General features: G+C 57.2%; 12 protein-coding genes. 10 read left to right on the top strand and 2 right to left on the bottom strand.

Going from position 1 to position 20,170, the window contains the following annotated elements; translation table 11 throughout:
• The first annotated feature begins 268 nt into the window (after positions 1 to 268).
• The 8 genes from FTW19_RS21035 to FTW19_RS21000 all read left to right on the top strand — a co-directional run bounded on the left by FTW19_RS21035 (position 269) and on the right by FTW19_RS21000 (position 14,703).
• A complete protein-coding gene (locus FTW19_RS21035; RefSeq protein WP_246153428.1) occupies positions 269 to 1,480 on the top strand; it encodes a hypothetical protein in 1,212 nt (403 codons plus the stop codon).
• Positions 1,481 to 1,840: 360 nt separating this feature from the next.
• The gene (locus tag FTW19_RS21030; RefSeq protein WP_147649512.1) at positions 1,841 to 3,577 is read left to right on the top strand and encodes a CRTAC1 family protein; all 1,737 of its coding nucleotides are present in this window, start codon (positions 1,841 to 1,843) and stop codon (positions 3,575 to 3,577) included.
• Between the two features lie 230 nt (positions 3,578 to 3,807).
• Complete coding sequence (locus FTW19_RS21025) at positions 3,808 to 7,356, top strand: TonB-dependent receptor (protein WP_246153427.1); 3,549 nt, start codon at positions 3,808 to 3,810, stop codon at positions 7,354 to 7,356.
• Between the two features lie 87 nt (positions 7,357 to 7,443).
• Positions 7,444 to 8,865, top strand: a complete 1,422-nt coding sequence (locus tag FTW19_RS21020; protein WP_147649511.1) for a tetratricopeptide repeat protein — start codon at positions 7,444 to 7,446, stop codon at positions 8,863 to 8,865.
• 29 nt (positions 8,866 to 8,894) lie between these two features.
• Positions 8,895 to 10,514: a DUF5597 domain-containing protein gene (locus tag FTW19_RS21015; RefSeq protein ID WP_147649510.1), complete on the top strand. Its 1,620-nt coding sequence runs from the start codon at positions 8,895 to 8,897 to the stop codon at positions 10,512 to 10,514.
• Positions 10,515 to 10,633: 119 nt separating this feature from the next.
• A complete protein-coding gene (locus FTW19_RS21010; protein WP_147649509.1) occupies positions 10,634 to 12,907 on the top strand; it encodes a tetratricopeptide repeat protein in 2,274 nt (757 codons plus the stop codon).
• Positions 12,908 to 12,916: 9 nt separating this feature from the next.
• A complete protein-coding gene (locus FTW19_RS21005; protein WP_147649508.1) occupies positions 12,917 to 13,306 on the top strand; it encodes a c-type cytochrome in 390 nt (129 codons plus the stop codon).
• A complete protein-coding gene (locus FTW19_RS21000; RefSeq protein WP_147649507.1) occupies positions 13,303 to 14,703 on the top strand; it encodes a family 43 glycosylhydrolase in 1,401 nt (466 codons plus the stop codon). The genes FTW19_RS21005 and FTW19_RS21000 overlap by 4 nt, the downstream gene beginning before the upstream one ends.
• Positions 14,704 to 14,900: 197 nt before the next feature.
• On the opposite strand, the gene FTW19_RS20995 is transcribed toward FTW19_RS21000, so the two are convergent.
• Both FTW19_RS20995 and FTW19_RS20990 read right to left on the bottom strand, forming a co-directional pair.
• Positions 14,901 to 16,112: a hypothetical protein gene (locus tag FTW19_RS20995; RefSeq protein ID WP_147649506.1), complete on the bottom strand. Its 1,212-nt coding sequence runs from the start codon at positions 16,110 to 16,112 to the stop codon at positions 14,901 to 14,903.
• Complete coding sequence (locus FTW19_RS20990; RefSeq protein ID WP_246153426.1) at positions 16,109 to 17,200, bottom strand: hypothetical protein; 1,092 nt, start codon at positions 17,198 to 17,200, stop codon at positions 16,109 to 16,111. The genes FTW19_RS20995 and FTW19_RS20990 overlap by 4 nt, the downstream gene beginning before the upstream one ends.
• Before the next feature lie 247 nt (positions 17,201 to 17,447).
• On the opposite strand from FTW19_RS20990, the gene FTW19_RS20985 reads away from it, so the two are divergent.
• A complete protein-coding gene (locus FTW19_RS20985; RefSeq protein ID WP_147649504.1) occupies positions 17,448 to 18,464 on the top strand; it encodes a LacI family DNA-binding transcriptional regulator in 1,017 nt (338 codons plus the stop codon).
• 2 nt (positions 18,465 to 18,466) lie between these two features.
• Positions 18,467 to 20,041 (top strand): sodium:solute symporter family transporter, encoded by a 1,575-nt coding sequence (locus FTW19_RS20980; protein WP_147649503.1) that lies wholly within the window; start codon positions 18,467 to 18,469, stop codon positions 20,039 to 20,041.
• The last annotated feature ends 129 nt before the right edge of the window (positions 20,042 to 20,170 follow it).

Raw genomic sequence — 20,170 nt, 5'->3', positions numbered from 1 at the left:
GTGTACTTCTACGACCAGCGGAGTCTAGGTGCCGCATGTCATTACATGTCAGGTCTAACGGGTATACACGGGGTAGACCCTGATTTTGCTTGGAGATAGCAGGAGGTATGAAGGAGGTAAAGGTAGGTAAAGACCTGGGTTGCGGAAGCTGGTTATAACGGCCTATTCTTCTGTAACCATTGGGGAAGGCCAAATGCTACCGAGCACTCCTGAGTCGCAAACGCTCGTACCGTTCTCATCGGAAGATAAAGAGAAAATCCGGGCGCAGATGGAGCGCCTGCTCCACTCCACTCACTTTCGCAACAGCAAGCGATACCCTACGCTGCTGCGATACATGGTTGAGGAGACGCTCGAAGGACGAGGGGCGCATCTGAAGGAACGAACCCTCGGTGTCGAGGTCTTTGGCCGTCCGGCAGACTACGATACTGCGTCAGATCCTGTGGTCCGCGTGACTGTCGCGGAGATTCGCAAACGCATCGCGCAGTATTACCATGAATCGTCTCATGCCTCAGAGCTTCGCATCGAGCTCAACATCGGCTCCTATATCCCCGAGTTCTTTCCGGCGCGCGATAGATCCGCCGCTGAGGTGCCAGCCCCTGCGAATGATGTTGCAGACGAAAGCGCACCTGCCTCCACTCCAGTGAAGAAGCCGCGCTTCTCGCGCCGTTTGGTCTGGACCGTTATTCCAGTGCTTCTCCTTGTGATCGGCATCGCCTCTGGATTTCTCTGGCGGAGCTATACACCCACACCGTTGGATCGGTTATGGTCACCATTCTTTGCCGCGCCTGGACCTATTACTTTCTGTCTACCGATCTCGGCGAAAAAACGCTGGCCGGGGAATGCCGCTACAACACCGGCGGCCATCGCGCACGCCTTGGATCTGGAAGATACGAAGCTGCTCTCTTCCGGAACCTTCTTCGATCACGAAACGCTGGGCGAGAATGTCGTCTATTCAGACGTTCTTGCCATGATGAGGTTGGAATCTGTTGTAGGACATCAGAACCGGCCGGTTCGTGTCCGCCTGAATCTCGGAACCAACCTCAATGAACTCCGTGAAGGACCAACGGTCTTTCTCGGCGGTCTCGATAATCAATGGACTCTCAAGCTGATCGAACCGCTGCGATACCAGTTCGGTGGAAGCGACATGGACTCTTTTTATATCCGTGACAGCAAGGATCCTGGAAACCGCCAATGGAGCCTGCATCCGCAGGATAAGATGGCTACGGTCAATCGCGACTATGCCATCATCGCCCGTATTCACAGCCAGGCACTCGGGCAGGTGATCGTGATTGCCGCCGGTATCGGCATGAGCGGAACAGCCGCGGCAGGCGAATTTCTCTCGAACTCCAACCAGGTTGCCGAGCTCGAGCGGCGCATCGGCGCAGAGAATAGCGATCATGACTTTGAGGCAGTACTGACGACCGATGTTGATAACGGCATCGCAGGTCCGGCACGTATCGTAGCCGTAGATGTTCGCTAGTAGCGGTTGGCGATGGACTCGTTGCCCCATTCTTCGCGGTGCAACCGCGAAGGGTGGGGTATCGCGCTTCGCGCGACCGCACTTATCCTGCCCGGGTGCCCCATCCTCGGGGCCCCGACGAACTTGTTCGTTGGGGTGAATGCTCGCAACGCCAGGATGGGTTAGGAATACCCAAAATTTCTAACAAAACGCGAAATCGAATCCTTCAATATACCTGGCCTGGGAAGTACATCGTCTACTCGCATCGACCGCATCCTGCTACGATAGCTGCGCAGATTCACCTTCAGAGCAACGACTCTGCCTGAGGCTCGGAAGCTTTCCCGCCTCAATGAAATCTCTATCGATAAGGGCTGATCATTTATGCGGGTGCTTCCGGCGAATTTCGCTGTGTTTGGGCTGCTCCTCTCTCTGAGTTGTGGAACGACGAATCTTGCAGGACAAGCTCCTGCAGCAGGCTCCAAAACGAAATCTCCGGTGGAGCATGCGAACTTCATCGATGCCTCAGACCGCCTCAAGCCCGGTTTTCAGGCGCGTGCTTACCACTCGTCTCACAAGTACATTATGGAGACGATAGGCTCTGGCGTAGCAGCCTTCGATTACGACAACGACGGACGTCTCGATATCTTTCTCGTGAATGGTGCGTCCGTGCCGAACCCTGCACCGAAGGGGACCATACCGCAAAAGAAGGGGCCGGAAGACTGGAATCGCCTCTATCACCAGAAAAGCGATGGCAGCTTCGAAGACGTGACCGAGCGCGCAGGCTTGAAAGGTGTCGGCTATGGCATGGGGGTTGCCGTCGGAGACTTCGACAACGATGGGTTTGAAGATCTCTACGTGACAGCCTATGGAGGCAATCGCCTCTATCGCAACAATGGTGACGGCACGTTTACGGATGTGACGGAGAAATCCGGCACGGGCGGCGCGGCTGCCCAGGGTGATACCTGGTATACCGCCGCAGCGTGGGTCGACCTCGATAACGATGGCAAGCTTGACCTTGTCGCGCTGCGGTATGTGCATTGGGACTTTGAGGATGTCTGGTGTGGAGAGCATCGCGAGGGGTATCGCGCCTACTGCCATCCTGATATCTTCCCTGCGATTCGTCCCATGGTGTATCGCAACAACGGCGATGGGACCTTTACGGAGAAGGGCGTTGCTTTCGGTCTCGATAAGCCGGCAAAGGGATTGGGCATTGCTCTTGCGGATTTCAATCGTGACGGCAAGGTCGATCTGGCGATCGCGAATGACTCCATGTTCGAGTTCCTCTACAGAAATGAAGGAGACAAGTTCAGCGAGATCGGCCTCACTGCGGAGATTGCCGTCGACAGTGAAGGGAAGACGTACGCCGGCATGGGAATCGACTTCGAAGACTATGACAACGACGGTCTTCCGGACCTGGTCATCACGAACCTCGCCATGCAGAAGTATGCGCTCTATCGCAACAACGGCGATGGTTCCTTCAACTACGACACCTACAGCTCGGGTATCGCGAAGATGACCTTGCTGCGCTCCGGCTGGGGCATTCGCTTCTTTGATTACGACAACGATGGCCGCAAAGATCTGATCGTGGCCCAGGGACATGACCTGGACAATGTGGAGCTGAACTTCCCGCAGCTTCATTACCGTGAGCCGATGCTGCTTGCCCGTAACGTCGGCGAAGGAAAGTTCGTTGATATTTCGTCCGAAGCTGGAGCAGTTTTTCGGGAACCGTGGGTGGGAAGGGGGCTGGCGCTCGGCGACTTCGACAATGACGGCCGTCTCGATGCGGTGGTCACGATCAACGATGGGCCTGCGCACCTGATCCTGAATCGGACTGAGTCCGGCAATCACTGGCTGACGCTGCTTCTCGTCGGCCATACCTCCAATCGCGATGCAATCGGGGCCAATGTGCGCGTGATATGTCACGGCCAATCGCAGTACGCCACGGTCTCGACCGCGGGCTCGTATCTCTCCAGCAGTGACAAGCGGGTTCATTTCGGTTTGGGCGACAGTACGGAAGCAGACGTAGAGATTCTGTGGCCGAGCGGCATCCGGCAACGCCTGCAACATGTGAGTGGGAATCAAGATCAAGCGCTTCGTATCGAAGAACCCGCGAAATAGCGCGCTTTTTCGTTTGTGTCGTTAAGCGGACCTACTTTGGGTGAGACGTCTCTCGATAACTTCGATCCGTGAACTAATTCGGCCGATTGAAACGTCTCATAAAAGATTTCTTGACATAGCTTTAGCGACGCGGATAACGTTTTCTCGCTATTAGATGAATCCGGATACAAACACTCTATGAATCCGGATTCAAACAAAGCAGCAGCTTTTCCATTCGAGGGGCAAAACGCATGAACGCACGCGCAGTTAACCAACTCTGCACGCGGCGAGGTATGGCATGGGTACTGTCCATGCTTCTCGCACTTGTTTCTCTGGCAACTCATCCTCTGTACGCACAGGTCGACCAGGGTGCCATCACTGGCACCGTCTCGGATCCTTCCGGCGCTGCAGTCCCGAATGCGACGGTGACTGTAACGAACGTGGATACGGGATTCGTCCTGACGGACAGAACGGACTCCAGAGGAACCTACACCTTCTCCCCCATCAAAATCGGCAAATACTCCGTGAAAGTTACGGCCTCCGGTTTTTCCACCAAGCAACAGGAAAACATTCAGCTCCACGTCGCTGAACGCGCGACTGTGGACATCGCACTTCAGGTCGGAGCGGAAGAGACGGTCGTCGTAACGACGGAAGCTCCTCTGCTGCAGACCGGCGATGGTTCGACGGGACAGGTTATTGAAGCGCAGACCATCGTCGATACACCGCTGAACGGACGTAACTACGTCTTCATCGCGCAGCTCGCAGCCGGCATTGCTCCCGGTAATGGTTCGCGCGGTTCGGGTAAGGGCGACTTCTCCGCCAACGGCATGCGGTCCGAGCAGAACAACTTCCTTCTGGACGGCGTCGATAACAACGTCAACGTGGTGGACTTCTTCAACGGAGCTTCGTACAGCGTGAAGCCCCCACCGGAGGCACTGGCTGAGTTCAAGGTGCAGACCGGCGCCTACAGCGCGGAATACGGCCACTCGGCCGGCGCAGTCGTCAACGTGTCCGTGAAATCAGGTACCAACAGCATTCACGGTTCGGCATGGGAATATATCCGTAACGATGCCTTCGATATTCATGAGTGGGCATCGTTTGGCAACCCTGTTCCCAAATACCGCCAGAACCAGTTCGGCGGCACGCTGGGCTTCCCGATCATCAAGGACAAGCTATTCCTCTTCGGTGATGTAGAGGCAAACCGCATCATCTTCGGCGAGAGCGGCAACATCACTGTACCGACGACGCTGATGCGCCAGGGTAACTTCTCAGAGCTTCTGAATCCTGCTAAGACCGGAAATAGCAATCCCGTACAATTGCTGCAGCCGAACTCAGGCAACATCGCCACGCCGATGAGCTGCAATGGCCAGAACAATGTCCTCTGCGCAAGCCAGATCAATGCGACTGCGCTGAAGATTCTGAACATGTATCCGGTCGCGAACCAGAGCATCGGCGGCAGGATCACGAATAACTACTACAGCGCCCGAAACGCGATCGATAACACCACGCAATTCGATATCCGTGCGGACTACAACGCCACCAAGAGTGACCAGGCGTTCGTTCGCGTCAGCTACTCGGATACACCCGGCACTCGCGCTCCACTCCTGGGGCCAGTTCTGGATGGCGGTGGCTTCGGCGACACCGGCAACATTGTCAACTTCTCAGAAGCTCTGGCAGCAAGCTGGACGCACGTCTTCAACTCGAGCTTCGTCAACGAAGCACGCTTCGGCTACAACTACGGTCACTTCGGGTTCACGCAGCCGAACGCGACGAACTCAAATCTGGCTGCCAGCATTGGACTTGGCGGTATTCCGGGAGGCTCCGCCAATGGCGGTCTGCCTAACGTTTCTGTAAGTGGTGTCAATGGATTTGGCACACCGACCTGGACGCCAACCGATGAGCATCAGAACGTCTACCAGATCCTGGATAACGTCACCAAGATTGTCGGCAACCACAGCTTCCGTACCGGCATTAACTTCCAACGTATTCGCTTCTCCACGCTTCAGCCCATCGAACCGCGGGGAACCTATAACTACAGCGGTAAGTTCACCGCGGGACCGGGTTCGCCCACGACCGGCGGAATCGCATACACGGGCTCCGGCGTAGCGGACTTCCTTACCAACAACATGGACACGGCAGCACTTACCAACATCGCAACGACGGATGATGTTCGGTGGATTCGTGCGGCGTACTTCCAGGATGACTGGAAGATTTCGCAGCGGGTTACTCTGAACCTAGGCCTGCGCTACGAGTATGCGCAGCCTTATATGGAACGCCATGACAACCAGGCGGCCTTTGTAGTGAACACGATCGGACCCAGCACAGGAACGGGTACCTACTATCTTCCGAGCTCCAAGCGGAATGTATCGCTGGCAAGCAGCTTCACGAACACGATGGCGGCCAACCGTATCAACATTGCTTACTCAGACAACCGCTTCCTGATTCAACCGCAGAAGACCAACTTCGCACCCCGCTTTGGCATCGCCTACAAGGCGACGGAGAAGCTGGTATTGCGCGCAGGCTATGGTCTCTTCTACGGCGGTCTCGAGAGCGCGGGATACTATCCCAACCTCGGCCTCAACTATCCGTTCATGTTCGAGTCTGGATATAACTCCACGACGCTGTATGGATCCTGCAGCGCCACAAGCTGCCGTAACAACGGTATTACGTTGGAGAACGGCTTCTCCGCCGCGATCGCCGCCGGTTTGCAGAATTCGGTTTCTAACCCCAGCCTGCGCGGATCGGATGCTCAGGTGAAGACGCCGTACAGTCAGCAGTTCAACCTCTCAACCGAATATGCGATCTCTCCCACGCTCTCTGCGGGACTGGCGTATGTGGGCTCCAACTCACGTCACCTGATTGTTTTTCCGGATAAGAACGGATCGACAGCGCTGCTCGCAACGGGCAAGGATATAACCGCCTACAGGCCATTCCCGGGGGTTAACGGTACGGCCTACAGCTCGTACGCTGGAGGTTCCAGCTACAACTCGCTGCAGGCAAAACTCGATCAGCACATGCATAACGGGCTTAGCTTCCTGGCGAGCTATACCTGGTCGCATGCTCTTGATAATGCTCCAACCCCGCTGGGCAGCCGCGGCGACGCCGGTTTCCGGAACCCGAATCTGATCGGCTTGGGCCCGGACTGGAGCAACTCACCCTTCGACGTGCGTCAACGCATTGCGCTCAACGGCTCATATGCCTTCCCGTACGGCGTCGGCAAGAAGTATGGCAATCATCATGGTGCGATGGACATTATCCTTGGGGGATGGACGAACAGTTTGACGTTCATCGCGCAGACGGGTAATCCATTCAGCATGAACACCAATGTGTCCACGCAGGCCGGTGGAACCGCGCATCCGGTGGCTATCCGCGATCCGTTCTCGGCGGGTGGTTCTCCCGATTCGCGGCGCACTGACAACATCACGAGTTGCCCGACACAGGTTAAAACCACGACACACTGGTATAACCCGTGCTCCTTCATCAATCCACCCGCGGTTGCTTCTGGGGCTGTCATCACCGGCTCCGCCGCGCTACCCTATCTTGGTTCGCCTCGTAACTCGGTCTACGGTCCGGGATACCAGCGCGTCAACGGTTCACTCTTCAAGACCTTCAACATCTGGCGGGAGTCGACGACACTCCAGCTTCGTGCTGACTACTTCAACCTGTTGAACACGCCCGCCTACGGCAACCCCGATCAAAGCATCGGATCCGGTGGCGGACAGATTACCTCCGCCCGCAGCCTGGGGCAGTTCACCCCAGACTCGCGGTTCTGGCAGTTCGCGGGCAAGATCAACTTCTAACCTGCAGTTTCATACAATGATGTGCAGCCGGACGATGAGTCCGGCTGCACATCGCAGTCTTAAGCCATCTAATTTTTCCCGGACCCTGTGAGCCCTGTTTCAAAAGCCGCCGTGCTTCTGCTGTGCTGTGTGCCTCTGACGTTGCATGGACAGACGACAGCGAAACAAGCGGTGCATCCCGCGACATGTTCCCTTTCGCCGGCAGATGCCGCCCTGGCTCGCAACGCGCTCGAAAGCTATAACAAGGGCGATCTCGAACAGGCAAAACCCCAGCTTATAAAGCTCGCGCAGACCTATCCCTGCCAAACGGAACTTCAGGCCGCCGCTGGTATGGCGCTGGCAGACTCCGGTGACAACGCGGGTGCATTGCCGTTCCTGGAGCATGCGCATACTCAGAACAGAAATGATGCTGCCATCGCTTTCAACCTCGGCGTCGCTGTGATGAAGTCCGGCAACACGAAGCGCGCGGAAGAGATCTTCAGTAATCTGGTAAAGCGCGCTCCCGCAAAGCCTGACTATCACCTGGCATTGGCCGAAGTGCAGATGCAGCGGGAAGAGTTCGCCGCCGCCGCTGCATCCTTCGAAAAGGCGAATGCAGCGTTGCGAGCAGTCAACGCTCCGGTAAGTTTAGACATGCGGATCGATTGGGCAACGGCACTGCTGAAGAACGGGCAGCCGGCCAAAGCGAAGGATCTGCTCGCAGACCCTGAACCTCTTAAGTCCGCGCCCGCGCAAGAGATCCTTGCGGAGTCCGAGGAGAAGGCAGGGAACTACACCGAGGCGGTGAAGCACTTTCAGCTTGCTGCCCAGCTTGATCCCTCCGAGTCCATGATCTTCGGCTTCGGTAACGAGATGTTGCAGCACTGGAGTTTTGGCTCGGCGATCGATATTTTCAAGTACGGAGTTTCAAAGTATCCATCAAGCGAGCTACTGCAGATGGGGCTCGGCATCGCATACTTTGGCAACCACAGCTACGATCTGGCTGCTCAGCCCTTTCAATCGGTGCTGCAGCGCTCTCCGCAGAACGCCACTGCAGCGGAATTGCTTGGCAGAAGCTGCGAGGTCGCATCCAGTGCCTCTGTTGCCGGCTGCGACACGCTGCAGGCCTTTGCCGACGCACACCCTGAGAATGCAATGGCATCGCTCTATGCCGCCAGCAGCATTCTTCATCAAGCAACCGATACGCGCGACACCGCAAGAGCGGAGTCGCTGTTACAGCACTCCCTGAAGGCGGACCCTCGGCTTGCCGATGCCTGGTATGAGTTGGGTGTGCTGCAGCATAGCAGAAATCAGTGGGATGAAAGTGCGGCGTCCCTGGAGCACGCTGTCGAGCTGCGACCCGCATTTCCTGAAGCTCACTACCGTCTCTCACGCGCCTATGCGCGTCTCGGAAAAGGGGACAAGGCTCAGGCCGAGATCGCGTTACAGCAGAAGTACGCCCAGCAAACCAAAGACGAAAACAACCGCCGCATGCAGGAAGTGATTACCTTCCTGACTGCAAAGAACTAGACCCATCTTTCTATGACAGGAGCTATCGCATGCCTATCTCTGCCACTCGCCTGACCCTCGCGCTTGCAGCCACGCTGGCATTTGTCCCGCAGGCCGCACCGCAGGCACAGGCAGTCCCGGCGCCGAAGGTTGTTGAGCAGGACGGACGTCACGCCCTGCTGGTAAACGGCAAACCGTTCCTGGTACTGGGAGCGCAGATCAATAACTCCAGCACATGGCCTGACACCATGCCGCAGGTCTGGCCTGCTCTGGAGCGCATGCATACCAACACCATCGAAGCCCCGATCTATTGGGAACAGATGGAGCCGACCCCGGGCAAGTTCGATTTCTCCTCCGTGGACATGCTGGTGCGGCAGAGCCGCGAGCACAACATGCATCTGGTCATTCTCTGGTTCGGCACATGGAAGAACGGCAACATGCACTATGTGCCGCAATGGGTGAAAGAAGATCCGAAGAAGTACGCACGGGTGATCAATCGGTCGGGTGAACCTCTGGACGTGCTCTCCGCGCAGTCCCGTACCAACCTCGATGCTGACAAGCACGCCTTTGCGGCGATGATGCACCATCTGGCGGAGATCGACAGCAAGGATCACACCGTGATCTTTGTGCAGGTCGAAAATGAGTCTGGCAACATCGGCACACCGCGCGACTTCTCTGAAGCATCAAACCGCGAGTTCGCCGGCGCTGTGCCCACTGACCTGGTCAATGCTCTGCATAAGCGACCGGGAACCTGGTTTGAGGTATTTGGCGGCGATGCGGACGAAGCCTTCCAGGCCTACTATCAGGCTCGTTACGTCAATGAGATCGCCGCAGCCGGCAAGCACGAATTCAATATTCCCCTGTACTGCAACGTCTGGCTGGCCTATCCCATCGGGGAGCTTCCCGAACGCCAGGTACGCAACCCAGGCATCGGTTATCCCTCCGGCGGGCCAACGGTAGCGATGCTTCCACTCTGGAAGGCTCTTGCGCCGTCGATCGATGTCATCGGCCCGGATATCTATTCCGACGATCCGGGCTTCTACCGGCAGGTGATTGAAGCCTATGCCCGTCCGGACAACGCGTTATGGATTCCAGAGACCGGTAACGGCGACAGCTATGCCCCCTATCTGTTCTTAGCTCTAGGCCATGGAGCCATCGGTTTCTCGCCGTTCGGTGTGGACGAGACCGGCTGGACCTTCGGCAAAGATGACGGACCAAAGGCTCACACCCGGAACTATGCTCTGCTGGGACCGATGGCGGATGAACTGGCGAAGCTCAACTTTGAAGGAAAGCTGAAGACCTCGGTGGAACTCCCCGGACAGGCCGAGCAGGAACTCGACTTCGGTCCCTGGAAGGCGTCCGTGCGCTTCGGATTTCCGCAGCAGGATGGCCGTCATGCACCCGGCACTCCTGACCACTCTGGCCGAGCGCTGGTCGCGCAACTTGGTCCCAACGAATTTCTGGTGACGGGCGTCGAGTCCAGCGTTGCGTTTCACGTTCCCGATCGTCTTCCCGGGCTCCGGATGCAGATCCTCAGCGCCGAAGAAGGCGAGTATGTTAATGGCGCGTGGAAGGCGAAACGGTTGTGGAACGGCGATCAGACCGATCGTGGCCTGAACTTCCATCGCAGCCAGAACACCGTTGTCCGAATTCGTCTGGGCACCTTCTGAATGCCCAATGGAAACAATCACTTCGGAGATTTTGCAATTGATCTCGACACAGGTATCCCGGTTTTGATAACACACTGCACAAGTACGCGTATGACCGTCTCTGAAAGGTGGTGGCTAGCATGAAGCAGCGCCTTTTCTCCTCGCAAGGTATTGGCCTGCTGCTGACCGCGGCAGCCGTTCTCCCGTTGGGGATTGCGGTTGCATTGCGCGGCAGCAGCGGCAAGGTCTCAGCCGCGACCGAGACAGAGACCGCTGCTGCAAAGCGCGCAGCGTACAACGAGAAGGTCAACGCGAACTATAACGACCGTTTCAGCGCGGAAAAGCATTTCCTGCCTTCGCTGATGACGACGGATACGGGGCAGTTCATCGACCCCAAGGACTTCCCAACCGCACAGTACTGTGGACGTTGCCACAAAGAAGCTCAGCATCAGTGGCGTGAGTCGGCACATTCCAACTCCAATCGAGCGCCGTGGTATCTGCGCAACGTGGACATGTTGAAAGACACAAAGGGCGTGGAATACACACGTCACTGCGAAGGGTGCCACGATCCCGTGGCAATGGTCGCCGGAACACTTACGCAGGGTGCTGACAAACGCCGTCCATTTGACGCCGATGGTGTCACCTGCTCTGTCTGCCACTCCATCCAGAAGACCGACACCCGCGGCACAGGTTCCTACGTCATTGCAGTTCCGGCAGTGCTCGTGGACGAAAGCGGAGCCCGCATCACACGCCAGGTCTCCGATCTCGAGATTCTGACGCATCTCGACCGTCACAAGGCAGCGGTCATGCAGCCTCTCTATAAAACTCCAGAGTTCTGCGCTGCGTGCCACAAGGCTGCTCTTCCCCGTGACCTGAACGACTATAAGTGGCAGCGCGCGATCTCGCTCTACGACGAGTGGCAGAATTCTTCGTTTGCCAAGCAGTCTCCACTGCCGTTTTATGTGAAGGACTCCGTCTCCACCTGCGTGACCTGCCACATGGTGCGCGAGAAGATCACCCTTCCGGATCCTGGAGCGAAGAATGGGGAACTGGCTTCGCACCGCTGGCTGGGAGCGAATACCATCATTCCGCAGTTCTACGGCTATGACGAGCAGGCGAAGAAGATCGTAGAGTTCCTGCGCAGCAACTACATCAACGTCGACCTCTTCGCACTGGAGCATGGCAGTGACGGGAAGGATGTCTCCGCGCCTCTGGGAATGCAAAGCTTCGAAGTGAAGCCCGGCGAGCTGATTACGGCGGATGTAGTGCTGCAGAACAAAGGCATCGCGCACGCTCTGGTGCCGGAGCAGCGCGACTTCTATGAGTCGTGGGTAGACTTCACCGTCAAGGACAAGGTCGGGAAGGTGCTGTTTGAAAGCGGCTTCCTGCAACCGAACGGCGATCTTGATCCGCGGGCGCACTCGTTCACCAATCGCCTGATCAATCCTGACGGAGTGCAGAACCGTGAACATCAGGTCTGGAACAACAAGATCGTTGCGTACAACAACACCATCCAGTCCGGCCGTTCGCAACTGGTGCGTTACGCCTTCCATATGCCGGCTGCAAGCACCGGACCGGTAACACTGACGGCAACCGTGCGGTATCGCCGGTTCAATCAACATTTTATGGACTTCGGCATGAAGAAGACCGGCAACGATCACTACCCACAGCCAGTGGTTGAGGTCGTGTCTACGTCGCGCACGATCCAGGTCGGAAAGAACGGCCGCACAGAGCCGGTTCCGAATGAGAATCCCGACTGGATGCGTTGGAATAACTACGGGATCGCGCTGCTGGATGCGCAGCAGTATGCCGCCTCGCTCGACGCTTTCAAGCATGTTGCGGCACTGCGGCCTACCTATGCGGATGCCTACACGAACCAGGCCATTGCGGAGTTCTTCTGGCAGCGGTACAGTGACGCCGCCAATCACCTGCATGAAGCGCTGAAACTCTCACCCGGAAATGCGCGGGCACAGTATTACCTCGCGTTGGTGCAGCGGAACACCGGAGACCTGGAAGAAGCGATTGTTCTTTTCCGTCAAGTGATTGCCACCTTCCCGCGCTCGCGGGATGCGCATCGCGAACTGGGCTTCTCGCTCTATCAACTGCACCGCTATGCTGAGGCGAAGGAGGAGTATCTGAAGGTGCAGGGCATCGATCCCGACGATCTGGCGGCACACTATATCCTTTCGATCCTCTACCGCAGACTCGGCGATAAGGAGATGGCGGCAAAGGAGTCAGCGACCTTCAATGATCAGAAGGACGATCCCTCCGCCAATAGCTTCGCTCTTGGCTTCCTCAACCAGCACCCTGAGATCGCAAATGAAAGTGTGTTCTGGCATGCGCATGAGCTCGATTCGGATCAGGATCATATCCAAGGCCCACTTCCAACAAACTTTACAGCGACGCAGAACTAGAGGGCACGCGTGTACAGACGTCTTTCGCTCACAGGTCTTCGCTGTATTGTCCTCTTCGGGCTCACGGTTGCATGCGGTGTCCAGGCACAGGAGCAACAGCAGCCCGCCCAGCCGCTCGATGGAGCGGCGTTAACGAAACAGAAAGGCTGTGTCTACTGCCACGGCGAGCACCTCGAAGGTACAGAAGGGAAGGCGCCTTCTCTTCGTGGCGTTGGTCTGCGCCGGGATAAGACTTTTATCGAAGGTCAGATCCGCAACGGCGGCCAATCGATGCCGCCCTTTGGTGAGGCTTTGACCAACGACGAGATCCAGACGCTGGTGCAATATCTCTCTCAGATGAAGGAAGCGCCGGCAAAGACAAACACAGATGCAAAACAGCGTTCAGGGAAGAAGCATTGAGCATCCGTCGGAACCTCCTTTTGTTATGCCTTACTCTTGCCGGGTTCGCCGCTGCCCAGCAGCCGTTATCGACGAAATGGAACGCGCCTCATAACGGAAATCCATTCATTCCGGGATACAACGCCGACGCGACGGTCCTGCAGGACAACGGAATCACCTATATCTTTGCGACAGAAGATCCATGGGGCGGCCGCACGTTGAGCTGCTGGATGTCTGCTGACATCGTGCACTGGTCCTCGTGTTCCTTGAACTGGCCGACTAAGGAAGCGGCGACGAGCCCTACCTCCAAAAACAGCATGGTGTGGGCGCCGTCAGTGATTCATGCGCCCAATGGCCGTTACTACATGTATGTCTCAGTGGGCAGTGAGGTGTGGGTCGGTGTTGCAGATCGGCCGCTCGGACCTTGGAGCAACGCCCTGGGCGACCGCCCTCTTATCCGTGCGGATTTCGATCGCAGGTATCACATGATCGACGCAGAGGTCTTTGTCGATACCGACGGCCAGGCTTACCTGTACTGGGGATCAGGATTGAACTGGGTAAACGGACACTGCTTCGTCGTCCGTCTGAAGCCCGATATGATCACCTTCGATGGCGAACCGAAGGATGTAACTCCCGGGCACTACTTCGAAGGCCCGTTTATGTTCAAGCACGGAAACGCGTACTACCTGATGTACTCCGAAGGCAAGACTACGGATGACACCTACAACGTGCGCTACAGCGTCGCTGACAATCCGTTCGGTCCGTTCCATGAAGGCGCCACCAGCCCGATCCTTGTGAGTGACAAAGAACATGACATTCTCGGGCCTGGGCACCATGCGGTCTTCGAGCGTAATGGCAAGACCTACATCGTCTATCACCGTCATAGCCTGCCATTCCAGACCGCGTCTGTCCTGCGTCAGCTCTGCATGGATGAGCTGGTCGTGGATGACGCGGCTCATATACTGCGCAAAGTGACGCCCACACATACCGGACCAGCACTGCTGCACACCAGCATGCGCGATGCCGGTCAACTTCCTGTAACGGCGACTGCCTCCAGTACCACAAGTAAAGACTTCGCGGAAGGCGCAGTTCTTGATGACAACTACGCAACTCGCTGGCAACCGAGTGCGGATGATAAAGCTCCGTGGCTTGTCCTTGACCTCAGTAAGCCGATTACAGGAACAACGGCAAGGGTGACCTTCGAATACGCATGGAAGCGCTACCGCTATCGTCTGGAAGGTTCTCTTGATGGAACGAAGTGGTTCCCAATCGTCGATCAGACCGGAGATGGAGCAAGCGGTTCACCGACGGAGTTTCCGAGCCTGCCGCGTGTGCGCTATCTGCGGTTGAACTTCGCCGCAGGTACTCCTGCATCCGATCTCGCGATCTTTGAGTGGAACGTCTATCGCAGTCAGTAGGTGGGTGGGAGCAGCGGGCTTCAGCCCGCTGATTTAGGCCTAATAATACGTCGGGCTTTAGCCCTGGGTTTTCGTCTTGATCGTCGGAAAAGGCCCAGGGCTAAAGCCCATCATCTTTTGCGCTTTATCAGCGGGCTGAAGCCCGCTGCTCCCACCCGATATCGTCTGGAAATAAACGCTTTTCAGGCGCTCTGAATCTAGACCACCGCGAACGACGCCAAAGCCTGTTCGATCGTGACAGCCTGATTAGAGATCGTATTGGGCTTTGTCTTCGGGCTGACCATCACTGCCTTGGAGCTGCCCTCTACCCATGCCAGCACGGTCAGTTTGCCGGGTGCTGCAATACGGCCCATCTCGATCCAGTTGTAGTAGGCGTCCATCTCAGCATCGACCAGCGAGCCTTCCGGATCCAGCGACTTCGATTCCGGATCGCTCACCATCTCGTTGAAGCCGCGATGACGCTGGCGCGGTGTGTATCGCAGCAGCACGGTGTGCGGCTGTGCCCGGCGGGCAAGCTCTCGCCCGGCCCACTGCACGAATGAGGTGCTGAAGATCTGCGTGCCCGAGCCCGATGTGAACAGCTCGGTATAGAAGCGCTGCAGAATAGGATCGGATGCGACCTGTCCGCTGAGCAGTTCATTCGGAGCAATTGCTGCAAGATCGCTGCGCATCTTCTCGGCATTCGCCTGATTCGTGTTAAGGATCGATTGCATGCGCTCCAGCACACGTTTCCGCAAAGGAGCGAGTTGGGGATAACTAACCTGGACAGCGGAAGCCCGCACGCTCTCCGGCAGCACCCATGGCTGGCCGCCGTCGACATACCAGTGTGCGTATGCCTCTTTTTCCTTCGTGGCGTGTTTCGCGAAGGCTTCCAGCAATTGCTGCTGCGCGGTTGACGGGTTCACACCGTTCAGGCGGACGCCCTTCCGTGCCAGCTTGCTGAGGATCGACGCCCGGGACGTGTTCGCGCCCTGGCCGACAACGATCAGTGCGAGGCGTGTGGCCTCATTCGGCTGATCCGGAATGGCGGCAAAGAGTTCACGCGACGCATCGTGGAAGCCGTTGATCTGTCCGGTAGACCACAGATGTGCGCTCAGACGCTCTACGAAGACGGCAGGCGAGTTAACCCAGTCGATCTTCTCCAGCTCCGGCGCCATTGCAATGGCACGTAAGGGAGCAAGCAGAGCATCGCGCTTTTCCTGAGGAAGAGCCGCAAGCGAATCGCATTGCCATGCCAGAGTCTTTCTCTCAATGGGAAACCGGGTATCGAGATCGGCGATCTGCGCCAGGAACGACGGACAGACTGTAAGCGGCAACTGCCGCAGCAGAGCAAGGTGTTCCACCGCGAAGCCGCGCGCCAGCGGTGGATAGCGGTCGAACGACGACGGCTGCAGTTGATCCGGTGTCATCGCAGCTCCTCAATGCACCGGCCCGGTGAGTTCGTGCTGAAGCCAAGGTGACAGCCGATGGTCGGCACCAGGTCAATGGACTCAATCGCGCGATCAACGACGGTGTTCTGACGGACATGCGGTCCCAGGGCAAGCAGCCAGGTCGTGCGAGCCATCGCACTGCCGGTGCGGTGATGCTGGAATCCATTGCCGGCCGGATCATCATCAGCATCGCGGCCAAAGTCCGGCATGATGTAAACGGTCGTACGGTCCTTGTATTCCGGATGCGACTGTACTGCCTTCCAAAGCTCAGCGCAGAGACGGTCCGCGCGCTGAATCGCGTCGATATACAGCGAGAACGCTCCGGAGTGGGCAACGTCCATATCGTGCAGGGTCAACATCATGAGCGAAGGCGCCTGCTGATCCATCAACCGTCTGGCAATGAATATGGAGAGCTCGTCGGCGCTGTCCAGGGTTTTGGCATGCTGCACGAAGTCCTGGACCGAGAGCCGCAAGGTCGACTCCAGCGTGTCCAGATGCATCTCGTTATCCTGCGCGGTCGCTGAGATGTCATACGAGGGCATCTCGTAGTTGTCCTGCAGGAAATGCTGTAACTGATCGTTATCGAACAGATTGGGAGTGTTTCGTGAAGCGGCGCTGAGCAGACGTTTGGGCAGAATGACGCCTGCTCCGAACTGGGGACCGAAGCCCCGGGCACTGCTGCTGCCAATCTTCTGGAAGCCGTTGCTGGGAGCAATCACCCATGCATCGGTCTCCGGCCGCCGCAACTCGCGGCGGAAATACTCAAAGAGGGTAGGATTCGGTGGCGGCTGGGCGATGAAATTGTTGAACCGTTCGTAAACACCGGTGACGATGCTCGCCGTCGCGACATAGTGACCAAGAATGCCGGCGTTCCGAACCTGCGTGAAGAAGGTGCCCTGAGGCAGCAGCGTATGCAGCAGGTTGGGGATATTCGCCTGGCCCTCTTCCGCGAAGGTCTCCTCATCGCGCGCGCCACCACCGAAGGTTACGACGATCGTCTTATCGGTAGGGCGCAAAGCAGAACCGGTCAGTGCCAGGCTGCTGCTGAACGAAGTTGCCGAAACCATCCCGACAGCGCCGCGTAGGAAAGCACGTCGTGAAGCTGAAACCGCCTGGAATGAAGCATCGTACTTCATTGATTTAATACAGATATTTCCGCTGCGAAATGAAACTTTGTGCCCGATGATATCGTATAAAAACTAGCTATTTCAAGCCCTGATTGATCGCCAGAAGTGCCTGTGCGACAAGTCCGGATGTAGAGAAATGGGCCCTGTCTAGGAACGGGTAACGGTGGGTATTTTGGGACCTGTGAATATGCGCGAGATTGCTCGGCGCGCAGGCGTGTCTTGTGCCACGGTCTCGCGTGTCTTGAGTGGTTCCTCCCTCGTCCGTGAGGACACAGCTAAAAAAGTCCGAGACGTCGTCAGCGAAGCCGGATTCATTCCCAATCCCAGTGCGGCGATGTTGAAGTATGGCCGCAGTCGAACATATGGATTGGTCCTCCCGGATCTTCAAAACCCGTTCTTCGGCGAGTTTGTAGGCGCCTTCGAAGATCTGCTCATCGACATCGATCACGAAGTGCTGCCCATCAGCGTGCAAACCTCAGACAAACTGGTGAAATCTGTCCGGCGCATGCTGATGCGGCAGGTTGACGGCGCTGTCCTGGTCTCCTCTGAGTTTGATACCGGTGCGGTAGAACCATTGCTTCTGCGCCAGATCCCGCTGGTCACCGTGGACCGCCGGTCGGTACAGGTCGGCTGCAGCGACGTCTCCATCGACTACGAGCGCGGATTCGTCGAAGCCGTGCTACATCTGAAATCCCTTGGACATAAACGGATTGGGTACATTGGGGGCACAAAAGGCCCTCATACTTCGGAAGTACGGGCCAATGCGTTCGAACAGGCAATACGCGGCGCCGGCCTGGTCTTTTATCCAGGACTGACACGGCGGGGGAACTATCAGGTCACGGGTGGTGAAGCTGCAGTTATGTCGTTGATGAAGATGCCTGCTCCTCCAACGGCGATCATTACCGCGAACGACCTCACGGCTCTGGGAGCCGCGCTTGGCATCCATCGTCTCGGCGGTGTTGTGCCACGAGATCTTTCGATCGTCGGTGTCGATGATCTTTTTCTGAGTGAAGTCGTGCAGCCGCCTCTTACCACTATCCGCATTCCGCGCAAGCGGCTTGCGACAGCCTGTCTGCAGGCAATGAACTATACGAAACAGAATCTCGAGCGAATCGGTGCTGAGTTCTCCGTCCCCACACAACTGATCGTCCGCGAAAGTACCGCGAGACCGAAGAGTGCGCCGAAGAAAAAGAGCAAGCGTTGAGCATGCAATCCGGAAGGCCCCTGGGTGCCGATCTCGCCTTCTTTGCTGCCTATCTCATCGTCACGATGCTCATCGGATGGTTTTCGAAACGGCGGAATGTCTCCGTCGGCGAATATCTGAATGCGACCCACGTCATGCCTCTGTGGGCGGTGGTCACTGCCTACATCGCGACCAACTGCGGCGCTCTTGAGATTGTTGGACTTAGCGCCATGGCGGCTCAATATGGAGCGCAGGCGCTTCATTTCTACTGGGTGGGCGCCATCCCGGCCATGATCTTTCTCGCGCTCTGGATGATGCCGATCTACCGGCGAAACAACATCACCAGTGTGCCGGGATATCTTCTGCTCCGCTATGGCCCGCGCATGCGCCTTATTAACGCATGCATCACCGCGATCATGCTCCTGCTTCTGGCCGGCATCAGCCAGTACGCTGTCGCCCAGGTTCTGGCAGCGACCATGTCGCTTCCGTTCGAATACGGCATCGCGCTTTGCTCTGTCGCGCTGACGATCTATGTGTTGCTCGGCGGAATTCGAGCCACCATCTATAACGAGATCTTTCAGCTTGCCGTCATCGTCGCCGGCCTGCTTCCGCTGGCGATCCTCAGCGCACGCCGCTTCGGAACGCTTCCCGCGTGGGCTCTCGGTAACCGTGTGCATCTCTGGCGTGGTCTGCCGCTGGTTGCTCCGCACGCTCCCATGGATGTGCTCGGTGTTGTTGTCGGCCTTGGCCTCGTCCTCAGCTTCGGATACTGGTGCACCGACTTTGTGCTCATGCAGCGTGCCTTCACGGCCCGCACAGAACTTGAGGCCAGGCAGGTGCCGCTATGGGCGGGTTTCGGCAAACACATCTTCTCCATGATCGTGATCGTGCCGGGCCTGGTTGCCTACGGTCTGGTGCCGAACCTGAACCGCTATGACCGGGCGCTGCCATCCCTGATGACCTTGCTCTACGGCCGGTGGCTGACTGACCTGGGAATCACGGCGCTCGCTGCCAGTCTGATGTCGGGGCTGGCGTCGAACGTTTCGGCATTTGCCGCGTTGTGGACCGAAGATATCTACCATCACGTGCTTCGGCCCGGAAAGTCTGACCGGCACTACCTGACGATGGGACGGGTAGCCGTAATCTTTGCAGTCATCGTCAGTCTGTTTGCGTCGTATCTCAACTTCCTCTTCGCCAACCTGATGGAGCACGTGCAACTGATCTTTTCGGTCTTTGCCGCGCCGTTCTGGGCGGTTTTCCTTCTGGGTATCTTCTCTCGCAGAACTTCGGAACGCGGCGCGATGATCGGTTTCTTTGCCGGGTCCATCCTCTCCTCGCTGCATTCCATCGCTGTTATGCGCGGGTGGCTGCACTACGGAAGCACGATGTCGGCGAATTTCTATGCCTCCATTTATGCGTTTACGATCGCGATGGTCGTAGGCTGGCTCTCAAGCCCGTCTGTGACGCCGGATGCTGCCCAGCAGCATGCAACACTCCGCTGGCAACGCGAAGACCTGATCCCAGGAAACCGGATGCTCTGCGTTCTCGCGGTCATCCTGTTCGCCTCCACCATTCTGATGAATATTTTGTGGTGGTAGGGCCGCAAAGTAGGTAACACTGTACCTCAGCGGCTAAAGCCGCATGTTTTCCAGCCCGAATACGGCATGGCTAAAGCCATGCCCTTAAGCAAAACTAAGAAGCAAAACAAGAGAGGCAAGCCAAGAGCT

The organism is Terriglobus albidus, from assembly GCF_008000815.1.
GTDB classification, from domain to species: domain Bacteria; phylum Acidobacteriota; class Terriglobia; order Terriglobales; family Acidobacteriaceae; genus Terriglobus; species Terriglobus albidus_A.
Note: the sequence above shows the minus strand (reverse complement) of the source record. Positions and strands in the feature narration are given on the sequence as shown.

What these genes read in the sequence shown, in the direction of transcription:
- FTW19_RS21025 (WP_246153427.1), top strand. Translation starts at nt 3,808, where the DNA reads ATGAACGCACGCGCAGTTAACCAACTCTGCACGCGGCGAGGTATGGCA.
- FTW19_RS21030 (WP_147649512.1), top strand. Translation starts at nt 1,841, where the DNA reads ATGCGGGTGCTTCCGGCGAATTTCGCTGTGTTTGGGCTGCTCCTCTCT.
- FTW19_RS21015 (WP_147649510.1), top strand. Translation starts at nt 8,895, where the DNA reads ATGCCTATCTCTGCCACTCGCCTGACCCTCGCGCTTGCAGCCACGCTG.
- FTW19_RS21035 (WP_246153428.1), top strand. Translation starts at nt 269, where the DNA reads ATGGAGCGCCTGCTCCACTCCACTCACTTTCGCAACAGCAAGCGATAC.
- FTW19_RS20985 (WP_147649504.1), top strand. Translation starts at nt 17,448, where the DNA reads ATGCGCGAGATTGCTCGGCGCGCAGGCGTGTCTTGTGCCACGGTCTCG.
- FTW19_RS20980 (WP_147649503.1), top strand. Translation starts at nt 18,467, where the DNA reads ATGCAATCCGGAAGGCCCCTGGGTGCCGATCTCGCCTTCTTTGCTGCC.
- FTW19_RS21010 (WP_147649509.1), top strand. Translation starts at nt 10,634, where the DNA reads ATGAAGCAGCGCCTTTTCTCCTCGCAAGGTATTGGCCTGCTGCTGACC.
- FTW19_RS20995 (WP_147649506.1), bottom strand. Translation starts at nt 16,112, where the DNA reads ATGACACCGGATCAACTGCAGCCGTCGTCGTTCGACCGCTATCCACCG.
- FTW19_RS20990 (WP_246153426.1), bottom strand. Translation starts at nt 17,200, where the DNA reads ATGGTTTCGGCAACTTCGTTCAGCAGCAGCCTGGCACTGACCGGTTCT.